Annotated in this window: 11 protein-coding genes; 1 reads left to right on the top strand and 10 read right to left on the bottom strand. The window is 49.0% G+C overall.

Annotation, left to right across the window (positions count from 1 at the left end; all coding sequences use genetic code 11):
* Positions 1-96: 96 nt before the first annotated feature.
* Positions 97-2,730: a type I DNA topoisomerase gene (gene topA / locus BM292_RS04845; protein WP_092855852.1), complete on the bottom strand. Its 2,634-nt coding sequence runs from the start codon at positions 2,728-2,730 to the stop codon at positions 97-99.
* Between the two features lie 246 nt (positions 2,731-2,976).
* On the opposite strand from topA, the gene astB reads away from it, so the two are divergent.
* A complete protein-coding gene (gene astB / locus BM292_RS04850; RefSeq protein ID WP_092855853.1) occupies positions 2,977-4,314 on the top strand; it encodes an N-succinylarginine dihydrolase in 1,338 nt (445 codons plus the stop codon).
* Positions 4,315-4,375: 61 nt separating this feature from the next.
* Here astB and purF read toward each other — a convergent pair whose 3' ends face one another.
* The 9 genes from purF to BM292_RS04895 form a co-directional block, all read right to left on the bottom strand.
* The gene (gene purF / locus BM292_RS04855; RefSeq protein ID WP_092855854.1) at positions 4,376-5,890 is read right to left on the bottom strand and encodes an amidophosphoribosyltransferase; all 1,515 of its coding nucleotides are present in this window, start codon (positions 5,888-5,890) and stop codon (positions 4,376-4,378) included.
* Positions 5,891-5,905: 15 nt separating this feature from the next.
* Positions 5,906-6,397 (bottom strand): CvpA family protein, encoded by a 492-nt coding sequence (locus BM292_RS04860; RefSeq protein WP_092855856.1) that lies wholly within the window; start codon positions 6,395-6,397, stop codon positions 5,906-5,908.
* A 72-nt stretch (positions 6,398-6,469) separates the two neighbouring features.
* A complete protein-coding gene (locus BM292_RS04865; protein ID WP_092855863.1) occupies positions 6,470-7,009 on the bottom strand; it encodes an SPOR domain-containing protein in 540 nt (179 codons plus the stop codon).
* A gap of 3 nt (positions 7,010-7,012) precedes the next feature.
* Complete coding sequence (gene folC / locus BM292_RS04870; protein ID WP_245751810.1) at positions 7,013-8,296, bottom strand: bifunctional tetrahydrofolate synthase/dihydrofolate synthase; 1,284 nt, start codon at positions 8,294-8,296, stop codon at positions 7,013-7,015.
* 15 nt (positions 8,297-8,311) lie between these two features.
* Positions 8,312-9,175 (bottom strand): acetyl-CoA carboxylase, carboxyltransferase subunit beta, encoded by an 864-nt coding sequence (gene accD, locus BM292_RS04875; RefSeq protein WP_092855867.1) that lies wholly within the window; start codon positions 9,173-9,175, stop codon positions 8,312-8,314.
* 99 nt (positions 9,176-9,274) lie between these two features.
* On the bottom strand, positions 9,275-10,072 hold the full coding sequence (gene truA / locus BM292_RS04880) for a tRNA pseudouridine(38-40) synthase TruA (protein ID WP_092855872.1): 798 nt from the start codon (positions 10,070-10,072) through the stop codon (positions 9,275-9,277).
* A complete protein-coding gene (locus BM292_RS04885; protein ID WP_092855873.1) occupies positions 10,072-12,126 on the bottom strand; it encodes a FimV/HubP family polar landmark protein in 2,055 nt (684 codons plus the stop codon). The genes truA and BM292_RS04885 overlap by 1 nt, the downstream gene beginning before the upstream one ends.
* Positions 12,127-12,189: 63 nt before the next feature.
* Entirely contained in the window at positions 12,190-13,206 is a 1,017-nt protein-coding gene (locus BM292_RS04890; protein ID WP_092855874.1) for an aspartate-semialdehyde dehydrogenase, read from the bottom strand.
* The gene (locus BM292_RS04895) at positions 13,206-14,417 is read right to left on the bottom strand and encodes a 4-phosphoerythronate dehydrogenase (RefSeq protein ID WP_092855875.1); all 1,212 of its coding nucleotides are present in this window, start codon (positions 14,415-14,417) and stop codon (positions 13,206-13,208) included. The genes BM292_RS04890 and BM292_RS04895 overlap by 1 nt, the downstream gene beginning before the upstream one ends.
* Between the last annotated feature and the right edge of the window lie 28 nt (positions 14,418-14,445).

Raw genomic sequence — 14,445 nt, forward strand, 5'->3', positions numbered from 1 at the left:
GTTAACCTCACACTGCGATCCTTCGCAGTAGACTTTTAATCTAGCCCAGCTATGGGCGGCTAACAAGGCGGAGATGGCGCATTGCTGCGCCGATTATCACTTACGTTTTTTACCTTCTTGAACTTCCCATTCACCGTCGCGGTAGAACGCTTGCCAGCCTGTAGCTTTCCCGTTTACTTCGGTAATCACGTACTGTTCTTTGTTTTTGCGGCTGTAACGTACAATGGCTTCGTTGCCGTCATCGTCTTTTTCAGGCGCTTCGGTTAAATAATGAAACTTGCTTGGAATGCGATCTTTAAAGCGCTTCAGTTCGCTCACTTTCACCGCACGGGTTTCGCGTGAGCGTGGGAAGGTATTCGCTGACAAGAACACACCGGAAGCGCCGTCACGCAAAACAAAATAGGCGTTTGAGTCTTCACACGGCAGTTCAGGGAACGGCACAGGATCTTCTTTTGGTGGCGCTGGCTGGCCGTTTTTCAGCAACTTACGGGTGTTTTTACACTCGCTGTTGGTACAGTCAAAATACTTACCAAAACGGCCAGTTTTGAGCTGCATCTCACTGCCACAACGGTCACATTCAAGTATCGGACCATCGTAACCTTTAATGCGGAACTCGCCCTGTTCAACCACAAAGCCGTCACATGCTGGGTTGTTACCGCACACGTGGAGCTTGCGCTCTTGGTCAATCAAATAACTGTCCATGGCGGTACCACATTTCGGGCAACGCTTTTTCGCCCGCAATGCCATCGTTTCCGCTTCATCGTCGTCATCTTTAACGCGCACAGCTTCTTCACCTGGCAACAGGTTCATGGTTTGTGTGCAGCGCTCTTTTGGCGGCAATTCGTAACCTGAACAACCCAAGAACACACCCGTTGACGCGGTGCGAATACCCATCGGGCGACCGCACTTCGGACATTTAATGTCGGTCAGCACCATTTGGTTCGGACGCATGCCGCCTTCTTCAGGGGTCATCTCTGCTTGTTGCAATTTCGCACTGAAATCTTCGTAGAACTTGTCTAGCGTTGCTTTCCAGTTCCGTTTACCTTCAGCGATTTCATCCAGCGCCTGCTCCATTTCAGCAGTGAAGCTGTAGTTCAACAAACGCGGGAAGTTATCGACCAAGCGATCATTAACGATTTCACCCATTTTCTCGGCGTAAAAGCGGCGACTGTCAACGCGCACATAGCCACGGTCTTGAATGGTTGAAATAATCGAAGCGTAGGTTGAAGGACGGCCAATGCCTCGCTTTTCAAGCTCTTTAACCAACGATGCTTCACTGAAACGCGCTGGCGGTTTAGTGAAGTGCTGTTGCGGGTCAAGTTGCTGCAACGCTAATATTTCACCGGTTTTCACGTCTGGCAACGTTGCATCTTCGCTATTCTTCGAGCCAGCCGGTGGTTGTACTTTGGTCCAGCCCGGGAAGCGCAATACTCGACCACGTGCACGGAGTTCGTAATCTGCGGCTTGCACTGAAATGGTGGTGGCATCGTATTGTGCAGGCGTCATTTGACACGCCACAAATTGACGCCAAATTAATTCGTATAAACGCTGCGCATCGCGTTCCATATCACGCAAGCTTTCAGACTTCACGCCGACACTAGAAGGACGAATCGCTTCGTGCGCTTCTTGGGCGTTTTGCTTCGAGCCGTAAACATTCGGTTTCGCTGGCAAATAATCTGCGCCATAGTTCTTGCCAATGTAGTCACGACAGTTCGCGACAGCCTCTTGGCTCAAGTTCGTTGAGTCGGTACGCATGTAGGTAATATGACCGGCTTCGTACAAGCGCTGTGCCAACATCATCGTCTTTTTCACCCCGAAGCCCAACCGCGTGCTCGCGGCTTGCTGCAAGGTTGACGTAATGAATGGCGCCGAGGGACGGCTGCTAGTCGGTTTATCTTCGCGATCAATGACTTTGTATTGGGCACCCTTCAATGCAGCCACAGCGGCGTCGGCAGCGGCCTTATCGTTCGCTTTAAAGGTCTTGCCGAGGTGCTTTTGCACCTGCATACGCAATTCATCTTTATTTTGTGTCGCTAAATCGGCGTAAATGTCCCAATATTCTTCAGGCACAAATGCTTTAATCTCGCGCTCACGCTCAACCACTAATCGCACTGCAACCGATTGCACCCGGCCAGCTGACAAGCCACGTGCTATTTTCTTCCACAACAACGGCGACACCATGAAACCGACCACACGGTCAAGGAAGCGACGCGTTTGCTGCGCATTAACCCGATCAATATTCAAAGCTGCCGGTTTCGAAAACGCATCTTGAATGGCTTTCTTGGTGATTTCGTTAAACACCACCCGCTGGAATCGACTGTCATCGCCGCCAATCAGCTCACGCAGGTGCCACGCTATGGCCTCCCCTTCGCGATCCAAATCCGTCGCGAGATAAACAGCGTCTGCTTTCGCTGCGAGTTTCTTCAGTTCAGCCACAACCTTTTCTTTACCGGGTAGTACTTCATAATGCGCTTCCCAGCCATGCTGCGGGTCGATCCCCATACGGGCAACGAGTTTCTGAAATTCGCGCTCTTGGCGGTAGGCTTCTTTTTGCTCCGGCGACATTTTGCGGACTTCCGCCGGCGGCTTGGTTTTGACGGTCGCGGTTGATTTTGTCGGTAAGTCGCGCACGTGACCCACGCTCGACTTCACCACAAAATCATTCCCTAAATATTTATTAATTGTCTTCGCTTTTGCGGGCGACTCGACAATAACTAACGCTTTTGCCATGCGACTCTCTTTTATCCGTAAGCTTGTAGGATTCTTTTTTTAGATATATCTGTTCTGCGGCCGCTACACAACCACCCTGAACAAAAATCATAAAAATACGTTTTTGCTTTATATCTATGCACGAATTCACGTACACGTGCATCAGACCAATAAAATCAAGGCGTTCAGCCCTTACGCCAAGACCAACTTGCGGGTATAATAGCCAACAATTCAACGCTTGCAACTGCAATGGAGGTTTGTTTGAGCATGCACCACTATGAAGTTAATTTCGATGGCCTTGTTGGCCCAACCCACAATTATGCCGGGCTGTCGTTCGGAAACGTTGCTTCATTAAGCAATGCTAAATCTACCTCTAGCCCAAAATCTGCGGCGAAGCAAGGCCTTGCGAAAATGAAGGCGTTGCATGATATGGGCATGGTGCAAGGTGTGTTAGCCCCGCAAGAGCGCCCTGATATTGCAACCTTACGCCGATTGGGCTTTAGCGGATCAGACGCCGACGTACTCAGTAAAGCCGCGCAGCAAGCACCTGAAATTTTTCAAGCTGTTTGCTCAGCATCAAGCATGTGGACAGCAAATGCCGCAACGGTATCACCAGGCGCCGATACGGCCGACGGTAAAGTTCATTTCACGCCGGCAAACTTAACCAACAAGTTTCATCGTTCATTAGAACCGACAACTAGCGGTCGCATTCTTCAAGCGATGTTTAATAATAGTCGCTACTTTGCACACCACACGCATTTGCCAGACAACGAGCATTTTGGTGACGAGGGAGCCGCTAACCACACGCGCCTTTGTAGTAACTATGGTCATGCTGGCGTCGAAGTGTTTACCTTTGGCCGCTATGCGTTTGACAGTAGCAAGCCAGCGCCACGTAAATTCCCAGCACGGCAAACCTTTGAAGCGTCGCAAGCCATTGCGCGATTACACGGTTTAAGCGATGACAATACCGTGTACATCCAGCAAAACCCTGAGGTGATTGATCAAGGTGTTTTTCACAACGACGTCATTGCTGTGGGTAACCAAAACGTGATGTTCTATCATGAACAAGCGTTTTTAGATACCGAAGCGAAATTCGCCGAAATTCAACGTAAATTTGGCGAAGAACCAGTTCACTTCGTCGAAGTTAAGACGTCTGAAGTTTCAGTTGAAGATGCCGTACAAACCTACTTATTCAACACCCAACTGCTGACCATGCAAGATGGCACTATGGCGATTATTGCGCCAACTGAGTGCCAGGAAAATCCGCGCGTTGCGGCCTACTTAGCAGAGCTCGTGACACGTAACACACCAATTCGCCAAGTGCACTACTTTGATGTCAAACAAAGCATGCGTAACGGCGGTGGCCCTGCATGTTTACGTTTGCGTGTGGCGTTAAACGACACGGAATTAGCGGCGGTTAATCCTGCGGTTATTATGAACGACGAATTATTCGCTCGTTTAAATCAGTGGGTTGATAAGCACTATCGTGATGAACTCAGTGTCGCTGATTTACGTGATCCGCAGCTGTTGATGGAATCACGCACTGCACTTGATGAGCTGACTCAGATTTTGAAACTGGGTTCAGTCTATCCGTTCCAGCTTTAATCGCTATCTAACGAAAAACGGACGCCTTGGCGTCCGTTTTTTTATGACTGACTGACTTGTCTTATTCGTCTTCGTTGTGAAGCTCTAAATTGGCATCTTCGCTTTGATCGCTACCATGGCGAGCAACATCATTACGCGCAGCATCAAGACGATCCAAATAGCTTTGGTTGATATCGCCAGTGATATACTCACCGTTAAATACCGATGTCTCAAAGCGCGTGATCTCTTTATTTTCTTGCTGAACTGCCGCAATCAAATCGTCGAGTTCTTGGTAAATCAAACCATCCGCTTTAATCAAATCGTTGATTTCTGATGCTTCACGACCATGACCAATTAACTCGTTCGCACTTGGCATATCAATCCCGTAAACGTTCGGGAAACGAATCTCTGGTGCGGCCGAGGCGAAATAAACTTTCTTAGCACCAGCTTCACGAGCCATCTCAATGATTTGCTCAGAAGTCGTACCACGTACAATCGAGTCGTCGACTAACAAGACATTTTTGCCACGGAATTCAGCACTAATCGCATTCAGCTTACGGCGCACTGACTTACGTCGCTGGGTTTGTCCCGGCATAATAAATGTGCGGCCAATATAGCGATTTTTTACGAAACCTTGGCGATACGGTAAATCCAACACATTCGCCATTTCCAAAGCGATATCACAGCTCGTTTCTGGAATTGGAATCACCACATCGATATCTAAATCGGCGTAGTCGCGTTTCACTTTTTCGCCGAGTTTACGGCCCATATTCACGCGCGATGCATACACGGACACCTTATCAATGAATGAATCTGGACGCGCAAAATATACATATTCAAAAATACATGGGCAATGCTGCGGGTTGTCTGCGCACTGACGCGAGAACAATTCGCCATCTTCGCTGATATAAATCGCTTCGCCTGGCTCTACATCGCGAACGTATTTAAATCCAGTACCATCAACGGCAACGCTCTCAGACGCAACAATATATTCGTTACCATTAGCCGTTTCACGCATACCCAATACTAACGGGCGGATACCCCAAGGATCGCGGAATGCCACGATACCATGACCAATAATCATGGCAACCACGGCATAGGCACCGCGAATTTGACGGTGCACTCGCGCAACAGTTGCAAATACATCTTCTGGTGTGAGGTGCAAACTCTCCTGCTGATAAAGTTCGTGGGCGAACACGTTCAGCAGAATTTCTGAATCTGAGGTAGTGTTAATGTGGCGACGCGCTTTGGCAAACAGTTGCTCTTGCAACTCGTGTGCATTGGTCAAGTTACCATTGTGAGCCATCGCAATACCAAACGGTGAATTCACATAAAATGGCTGCGCTTCAGCAGAGCTTGAACTGCCTGCCGTTGGGTAACGAACATGACCAATCCCAATACGGCCTTGTAGTCGGTGCATATGGCGCGTGTGAAACACGTCGCGCACTAAACCATTGGCCTTACGTAAACGCAGTGTTCCGTTATCAACGGTCATGATACCGGCGGCATCTTGGCCACGATGCTGTAGCATCGTTAAACCGTCATACAACGCTTGATTGACTGGGTCTTTACCTACAATTCCAACAATGCCACACATGCAACGACAACCTCATTAAACATTTTGGGGTAAGAAACTTGAAGTATTTTCCAAGTATTCAAAAAACCACTGAATGACCACACCGAAATGTGGAATCAGATTTGAAGCTTGCCACCATGGTTCATCAGATAAGCCCGTGAATGAATCCATGAAAAATAGCAATGCGGCGACTATTAATACGCCACGTAATGCTCCAAACAGCGCACCTAACAGCCGGTCGGTACCGGTTAAACCGGTGCTCTCAACTAGGCGGCCAATTAAATAATTCACTAGTGAGCCAACAATCAAGGTCGCTATAAACAGCGCTGCGACGGCTGCGGCGTTACGCAGCATCGTATCTTGAATGCCAGTAAACAACGTCGCGAGGTCGAGATAGAAAAACTTTGCGATAAAAAAGGCAGCCACCCAAATGGCTAATGACAGTGCTTCTTTCACGAAGCCTCGGGTTAAGCTGATTAACGTCGAAAGACCTATTACCACTAAAATCGCGATATCAATCCAGACCATTGTTAGCATTCCCTAGCGGATTAAAATTTCGCGCGAATTGTATCAGAAAGGCGGACATTTTGCGCAAATTTATTAAGGTTCGTAGCGAAAAACTCGACCACGGAGATCGGTTAATTCCCGTAACTTTGGTAAATCAGCTTCAAGCTCTTCTTTCACCAAGCCTGGCCCAACTAATAGTTTATTGCGGGGGCCATCAGCGGTTTGAACCACCTCGCGGTAAGCAGGATAGCCGGCCGCACGTAGCTCTTTCACTAAGCGATCAACTGATGCTTGATTGCGGAATACACCGAGTTGAATAATCCAACCTGGTTGTTGTAGCTCGGCGTTGCTTGGCGCCTCTGGCGTGCGTTGTTGTGCGGTTTTAATTGGCGGGGCATCATCAGCATCAAGCTCAAGTGTTTCGACTTGTTCCAATGACGCGGGTAGCTTTTCTTGTTCAGGTACCTTTTGTGCAGGCACTTCGGCTACTTCGACATCCGGCTGTAGTGGAATCGTTTCAAACGACTCGCGTTGTTGTTGCGGCTTACCGTCAAATAACTCCGGTAAAATAATTACTGCGAGGGCAATAAGAATAACGCTGCCGACAATTCTATTTTGCAACTGCGAGGCCATGAACTACTCCGTTGTTGGAATTTTTCCTACAGTGTAAAACGAGCCGCAGACCAATACCAGAGGTTGTGTTGATTGCATGGCTAAGGACATCGCTAGCGCATCTTCCTGAGCCTTCTGGTATGCGACGGTCACACTCTCAAAACATTCGGTATAATTCGCTTCCGATGGGGCGTTTTCAAGCAATTGCGCAGCGCTTGCGCCACGTGGTTCGGCCAAGCTCGCAAAATACCAACGTGATACCGCTGGCTGCAAAGCAGCGAGTGTTCCTGCAATGTCCTTATCATGCAACATCCCAACAACCGCAAAAATCTCGCGTTGTGGATAGCGATGCGCCAAGGCTTGCACCAGATAGTTTGCTGCATGCGGATTATGAGCAACATCAAGCAACGTATCGACACGATGTTGCTTATCACCGGAAACAAATTGTAGACGCCCAGGCTCTCTTGCATGAGCTAACCCATCTCGAATCGCTTGGTCGGAAACGGGTAATTTGCTTGCCGCTAACGCCGCGATGGCGGTTGCAGCATTAGGCAATGGCAACTGCGGTAACGGTAAGTCTTGCAGAAAATTATGACTATCACGAAACTGCCAAGTATCGGCACCGGTCACACGATAATGAAAATCCTGACCAACCCGATGTAATTGAACATCTTGTTCCAGCGCCGCAGTAGCAACTGCATTTGGAAAATCAGGTTCCCCCACAATCGCCGGGCGATGCGGCCGGAAAATACCCGCCTTTTCACGCGCAATGCCGGTACGGTCGTCACCCAAAAAACCAATATGGTCAATACCGACACTGGTCAACAGCGCCACATCTGCATTAATAATATTTACGGCGTCAAGGCGTCCACCTAGACCAACCTCTAGAATCCAGGCATCTAAATCACGCTGTTTCATCAGCCACAGCGCAGCAAGCGTGCCAAATTCAAAATAAGTTAATGAGATATCGCCGCGAACCTCTTCAATGGCAGCAAATGCCGCCACGTGTTCCTGCTCAGCTAGCTGAAGGGCATTAATGCGTACACGTTCGGCGTAATGGTGTAGATGCGGTGAGATATATACACCGGTATTGTAGCCCGCACAGCGAAGTATGGTTTCAAGATAACGAACCGTTGAACCTTTGCCATTGGTTCCGGCAACGGTAAAAACCTGCGCCGAAGTTGTGGTGAGGTCTAAACGCTCAGCAACAGTTTTCACGCGTTCTAGCCCCATATCAATGGCACTAGGATGCAACTGCTCTAAATAACTCAGCCAGGCATCTAGCCCGGCTGAATTAGAGGGTTTCATTGCGGCTGTCATTGCTTAGTATTCGTCAGCAACAGCCGGCAGATGTTGGAATTTTGCCAATAATGCGGCAATTCGATTACGCATCTGACGACGATCCACAATCATATCCACTGCGCCGTGATCCACTAAGAACTCAGCACGTTGGAAGCCTTCAGGTAATGTCTCACGGACAGTTTGCTCGATAACTCGAGGGCCGGCGAAACCAATCAACGCTTTTGGTTCGGCAATATTGATATCACCAAGCATCGCTAAACTGGCCGATACACCACCCATCGTTGGGTCAGTTAATACCGAAATAAATGGAATGCCTTCTTCGCTCATACGCGCAAGCGCAGCCGATGTTTTCGCCATTTGCATCAATGACAACAAGGCTTCTTGCATACGGGCACCACCTGATGCTGAGAAGCAGACAAGAGGAATGCGTTCACGCAAGCAAACTTCAGCAGCTTTGACAAAGCGCGCGCCAACCACCGATGCCATTGAACCGCCCATAAAGTCGAATTCAAACGCCACAGCAACGACAGGCATGCCTTTTAAGCGGCCCTTTTGAGCAACCAACGCATCTTTTTCGCCGGTAGCCTTTTGCGCAGCAGCAATTCGATCTTTGTATTTCTTCGAATCACGAAACTTAAGAACATCTTTCGGCTCAAGTTCAGCACCGATTTCTTCACCTTTGCCGTCGTCAAGGAAATTAGCGAGGCGCACGCGTGCAGAGACGCGCATATGATGGTCGCACTTCGGACAAACATTCAAGCTGCGTTCTAAATCAGCACTATAGAGAATTGCGTCACAACTGGTGCACTTCGCCCACACCCCTTCCGGAATGTTGCGACGTTTATTGCTCTTCGGTTTTGCGAGAATTCGCTCTATCCAGCTCATAATATTCCGTTGTTAACTTGTTCGGTCATCTGGCGTAATTGCCAATAAATACGCTCTATTAAAGCATATTCTATGAAATCAGTTTAGCAAAAAGTGGTCTTAACAGTCAGGTAGCCACAGCGGACCAGGCGGTAATTGTGGCAGATCAAACTCTTGTGGATAATCCACTTGCACTAAGTACAATCCTTCGGCTTTCGCAGTAGCCGCTGCTAACGTTCGATCGCGCCCGGCCAATAAAGTCCCCAACCAAGCTGTGGTTTGCTCACCTTTACCAACTTCGAGCAAACTGCCAACAATATTTCGAACCATGTGATGCAAAAATGCGTTGGCAGCAATATCAACCACAATAAAATCGCCAAATCGGCGTACGTCGATTCGTGTCACGCAGCGATTCGGTGAGTGCGACTGGCATTGCGCAGCTCGAAATGCGCTAAAGTCATGTTCTCCGATAAGGTGCTGCGCCGCCTCGTGCATCCGTTGGGCATCTAGTGGTTGATGGTAATGGCTTAAACCGCGCCCAAGAATACCTGGGCGCATTTTTTGGTTGGCAATAATGTATCGATAACGGCGACCGGTGGCACTAAAGCGCGCATTAAATGACTCGGGCACTTGGCGCGCCCAGCGAACCGCTACAGAGTCCGGTAAGTTACTATTCACACCCATGGTCCAAGCGGGCATTGCCCGCTCAAACTGGCAATCGAAGTGAACAACTTGCCCGGTGGCATGTACGCCGGCATCGGTACGCCCTGCACAGGTTACTTCAACCGGATGATTGGCTACTTTACTCAACGCGCGCTCAAGCACTTCTTGAACACAGACAACTTCTCGTTGCCGTTGCCACCCAAAATACTGACTGCCGTCGTATTCAATACCCAGCGCAATGCGCGTACTACTCATTAATGTCCCTGTTCTTCAATCTTTTGCAATAACATTGCCGCTTCACGTTTTGCGTCTTCGTCATCGGTTTGTGCAACCTTTTCAAGCTCCGAACGCGCCAGCTCATACTCATCCATTTCTAAGTATGCACGGGCCAGATCAATCATTCCCGAAGGTGTTTCTTCGTTATCATCAACTTGACCTGACTCACGCTCAAAACGAGGACTGTCGTAATCCGATTCTGCTGATTCAGCCTCTTCAAGTAGCGCATCAATTTCTAAAAATGAACCATCGTCAGTGTCGTCTTCTGCTTCTGATTTAGTTTCTGTTTCAGCACTTAAGGCTTCAAGATCGATATCAGCTAAGTCGACATCTTCGAACTGCTCCAGTTCGACTTCTAAATCCGTTACCGGCGTTTCATCGGTCGCTGGCGCATCAACTTCAGTTGCGGCATCATCGATATGAAAGTCTAAGCTCATTTCACCATCGTCAGCTGTTGCGGGCTCAGTTGGCTTCGTTTCAGCCTGCGACTGTTCAGGAGCTACTGGCGTTGCATCGAACTCTAACGATAAATCATCATCTGCAGTAGCTTCCTCTGGTTGCGCCTCTTCAGATAAATCGCTTTCTGCTTCAAGGTCTGCCTCAACCTCTTTATCTGGTTGAATTTCGGTCTCAATCTCGCTCTCTGCTTCAGCTTCAGGCTCATCGAAACTACTCGCTAGCAGTGTATCCAGATCCGCTTCGTCATCAACGGTTTCATCAATCGTCTCAAATTCATCTTCTGCATTATCTAGTGCGGATAGTTCATCTTCTAGCGTTTCCGGAGCCGCTTCTTCCGCTGCTTCCGCAACCACTTCTTCATCTTCGTCTAAACGCTCAAACTCAGGCATATCAGCCGCTTCTTCCGCCAGAGCGGCTTGCTCAGCTTCCTCATAAGCGCTAAGTTTCTCTTCTGCCTCACCCTGTTCTTGCTGTTGCTCTTGCTCAGCGGCTTGCATGGCACCGTTATACGGACCCAGCGTTTCACGATTCAACCGGCGAACATACAGCACGTACCAAATAATGGCGGCAAGTAGCAATGGAATCAGAATTGCCAAGGCCAATTGGAACGGCTGCAATAACCAGTCAATAAATTCCTGATATTCAGATTGCTGCTTACGCTTCACAGGCTTCGGTTCAGCAGCTTTCGGCTCGGCAACTTTCTCTTCAGTAACCGGTTCAGTCACTGTAGTGCTTGAAGCCTCTGCTTCAGTTTGTTGTGACGCAACCGGTTGTTCCACCGGTGTTGCTTCTGGTTCTGGAGTTGCAGCAACGGTCTCGACTGGCGTTTCGCTTGCTACCGAAGGTGTTTCACCAGCTTCAACTCGGGTCGCGACAATTTCTGCAGCAATCTGGTCTTGAAGTTCATCTTCGGCCACTTGTTCGGCATTAACCTTCAACCGCAACTGCTCAAGCTCCGCGGTTACTGAATCAAGACGATCTTGTAACTGACTATTTTCGCTGTTTAAGCGCTCAATCAATGAAATCGATTCAGCCAATTGGGTACGTAATTGAGTAAGCTCTGCTACATCAAACTCAACACTGGTTTCGGTAGCAACACGGTTCGAGGCGTCAGTATTTGCTCGAACGCTCGCAACCACATCAGTAGCTTCATCGACAGCGACTGTCCCGACAGAACTATCTTCGGTGGTCTTTTGAGGCGTTGCAGATTCAGTCGCAACTACAGCTGTTTCGGTTCGGGTTCGCTGAGCAATTTCAGGAACCTTAAGGTAATAGCCATCCATCATCCGATCAGCGCGACCGTTGATGAAAGCTTCAGGGTTTAGCTCAATGAACAAGTCCATCATTTCATAAACTGACAAGTCCGTTTTGTCACCATAGTACATGGCGATAGACCATAAAGTGTCGGAGGAAACGATTGGACCAAATCGATCAGGCTGCCATCTTGAGGTGGCCTGACCTTGCAGCATAGCCGCTGCACTTGTATTCACAAAACTCGCGTCCGCAGTCACGACTGCTGACGAGCCGAATGCCAGTGCTATTCCGGCAGCCAGTGCCAAGCTATTCCGTTTCATTGAGCTGGTTCCCTCTTTTGTAATCGTTGTAATTATCGGTACCGCATTGAAAGATGGATAGTTTTACATATAGTCGCGAATTAAGTGTTCTGCAATCTGAATACTATTTGTCGCGGCGCCTTTGCGTACATTATCGGCTACGACCCACAAGTTTAAGCCCTGTGGATGAGAAATATCGTTACGCACGCGTCCTACAAAAACTTCATCATGTCCGGCAGCGTTACCTATTTGTGTCGGAAAATCATCGTTATTATCAAACAAGACAACACCAGGTGCGTGACGCAGCAGCTCTTTCGCCTGTACCGCATCAATCGGTTGTAATGTTTCAATATGTATCGCCTCTGCATGACCAAAAAACACCGGCACACGCACAGCGGTTGCATTCACCCGAATGCTTTCATCCCCAAAGATTTTTTGTGTTTCCCACACCATCTTCATTTCTTCTTTGGTGTAATCGTTATCTAGAAACACATCAATCTGTGGAATACAGTTGAAGGCGATTTGACGGCTAAACCGCTCGACTTCAACTGGGCGTCCATTTAATAGCGCTGCTGTTTGCTGTGCCAATTCGTCCATCGCTTCTTTACCGGCGCCCGAGGTTGACTGGTACGTTGCAACGTTTATCCGGTCAATACCTACCGCATCGTGAATCGGTTTGAGTGCCACAAGCATTTGAATGGTTGAGCAATTTGGGTTGGCGATAATGTTGCGGTTACGAAAGTCAGCCAGTGCGTGAGCATTTACCTCTGGCACAACCAACGGGATATCGGGCTCATAGCGAAATTCCGAGGTGTTATCGATAACCACGCAACCAGCATCCGCCGCTCGCGGCGCATAAATTCGTGAAATATTTCCGCCAGCCGAGAAAAAGCCAAGCTCAACTTGACTCCAATCAAAGGTTTCAGCGTCTTCTACCGTGATTTCTTCGCCACGGAACGTAACCGTAGAGCCGGCCGAGCGGCTACTTGCTAATGGAAATAGTTGAGCGACTGGGAAATCCCGCGCTTCAAGAATCTCAATCATGTGTTGGCCAACCAATCCGGTTGCACCAAGTACAGCTACGTTAAATGCACGTGACATTACTGCTCCTGCTTTTGTATTTGTGAAAATGTGAGTTGTCGCAGACGTATCTGCCACGCCTCTTGCGCGAGCCAACTCCCACCAACAACGGTACCTTGCGATAACTCTGCGCGGGCCGAATAATTGCGCCGTAGCGCATCAAATGTTGCTGTTTCTGGTGTCGCCTGACGCAATAATTTGTCATCGATGCGTATATCATAAATGTCACGCACCCAAGATGCTAGCATTTGCCATGTTGGTGGTTCATTACTCTGCCAACGATACTTCCGCACAGCTTCAGGCCACGGTTGCATTAACTCGCTTAACGGCGGCAGTTCTGAAGTTAATGCAGCATGCTTTAACCACTGCGCTAGCTCGGAAAATAATCGCCGTGTGCCTCCCACTTTACCAGCGACACTGTGCCCGGCAATATGCGCAGTGGCATAGCGTAACCAAGGTAATAAGTCAGCGGCAACTTGCGGTTCATGTTCCCACACATCCAAAACAACATGTAAGCGCTGACCGCGTTGCATGGCTGCACGCAGTGCCTGCTCTTGAATAACAGCTCCGCGGCTGGCGTTAATCAGAATGCAGTTCTCAGGCAACACTTCAATACTTGCTTGTTTAAACATATGAAAAGTCGGATGCTCACCGGCTTTAGTCATGGGAACATGGCAACTTATAACGTCGCTGGCTAGCACGCGGTGCCAATCAGCATGAACATCGACAGGTGCAGAAATACCTTCACGTTGCAATAATGGCGGATCGTAATAGTGCACATGCAATCCCAACCCACTGAGGCGTTGGCCTGCCGCGCGACCGGTATGACCGGCGCCGATAATAGCAACCTCGCCTCGCGGCAAATTACCTTGTTCTAACGCGATGCAGCTCACTGCACTGGCAACATAGTCACCCACTGCATTCGCATTTACGCCTGGTGTTGATACAAAATCGATGCCGGCAGCTTGGCAGGCTGCTGCATCAACATGCTCGGTACCGATCGTTGCGGTACCAATCCACTTTAACTGTGGCGCTTGTTGCAGCAGATCGGGATCGACTTTGGTTATCGAGCGAATCATCAAAAAATCGGCTTGAGCGAGTTGTTCTGGTGTGGGTTGGCGACCTTGAAACGTCGTCAACGTCAAAGCGACGCCCTGCTGCTGAAGCGCATCCGAAAAACGGTGAGCGAGTTCGGTAACCAACGGCATCGAAGCATCAGCTAAAAGCTGCATCAATCAAACCCTGTCAGATAGCGATGGA

It is taken from the genome of Pseudidiomarina tainanensis, from assembly GCF_900115255.1.
GTDB classification, from domain to species: domain Bacteria; phylum Pseudomonadota; class Gammaproteobacteria; order Enterobacterales; family Alteromonadaceae; genus Pseudidiomarina; species Pseudidiomarina tainanensis.

Bases quoted from the DNA above. Each gene is read 5' to 3' on its own strand.
- topA (WP_092855852.1), bottom strand. From the start codon at position 2,730: ATGGCAAAAGCGTTAGTTATTGTCGAGTCGCCCGCAAAAGCGAAGACA.
- astB (WP_092855853.1), top strand. From the start codon at position 2,977: ATGCACCACTATGAAGTTAATTTCGATGGCCTTGTTGGCCCAACCCAC.
- purF (WP_092855854.1), bottom strand. From the start codon at position 5,890: ATGTGTGGCATTGTTGGAATTGTAGGTAAAGACCCAGTCAATCAAGCG.
- BM292_RS04860 (WP_092855856.1), bottom strand. From the start codon at position 6,397: ATGGTCTGGATTGATATCGCGATTTTAGTGGTAATAGGTCTTTCGACG.
- BM292_RS04865 (WP_092855863.1), bottom strand. From the start codon at position 7,009: ATGGCCTCGCAGTTGCAAAATAGAATTGTCGGCAGCGTTATTCTTATT.
- folC (WP_245751810.1), bottom strand. From the start codon at position 8,296: ATGAAACCCTCTAATTCAGCCGGGCTAGATGCCTGGCTGAGTTATTTA.
- accD (WP_092855867.1), bottom strand. From the start codon at position 9,175: ATGAGCTGGATAGAGCGAATTCTCGCAAAACCGAAGAGCAATAAACGT.
- truA (WP_092855872.1), bottom strand. From the start codon at position 10,072: ATGAGTAGTACGCGCATTGCGCTGGGTATTGAATACGACGGCAGTCAG.
- BM292_RS04885 (WP_092855873.1), bottom strand. From the start codon at position 12,126: ATGAAACGGAATAGCTTGGCACTGGCTGCCGGAATAGCACTGGCATTC.
- BM292_RS04890 (WP_092855874.1), bottom strand. From the start codon at position 13,206: ATGTCACGTGCATTTAACGTAGCTGTACTTGGTGCAACCGGATTGGTT.
- BM292_RS04895 (WP_092855875.1), bottom strand. From the start codon at position 14,417: ATGCAGCTTTTAGCTGATGCTTCGATGCCGTTGGTTACCGAACTCGCT.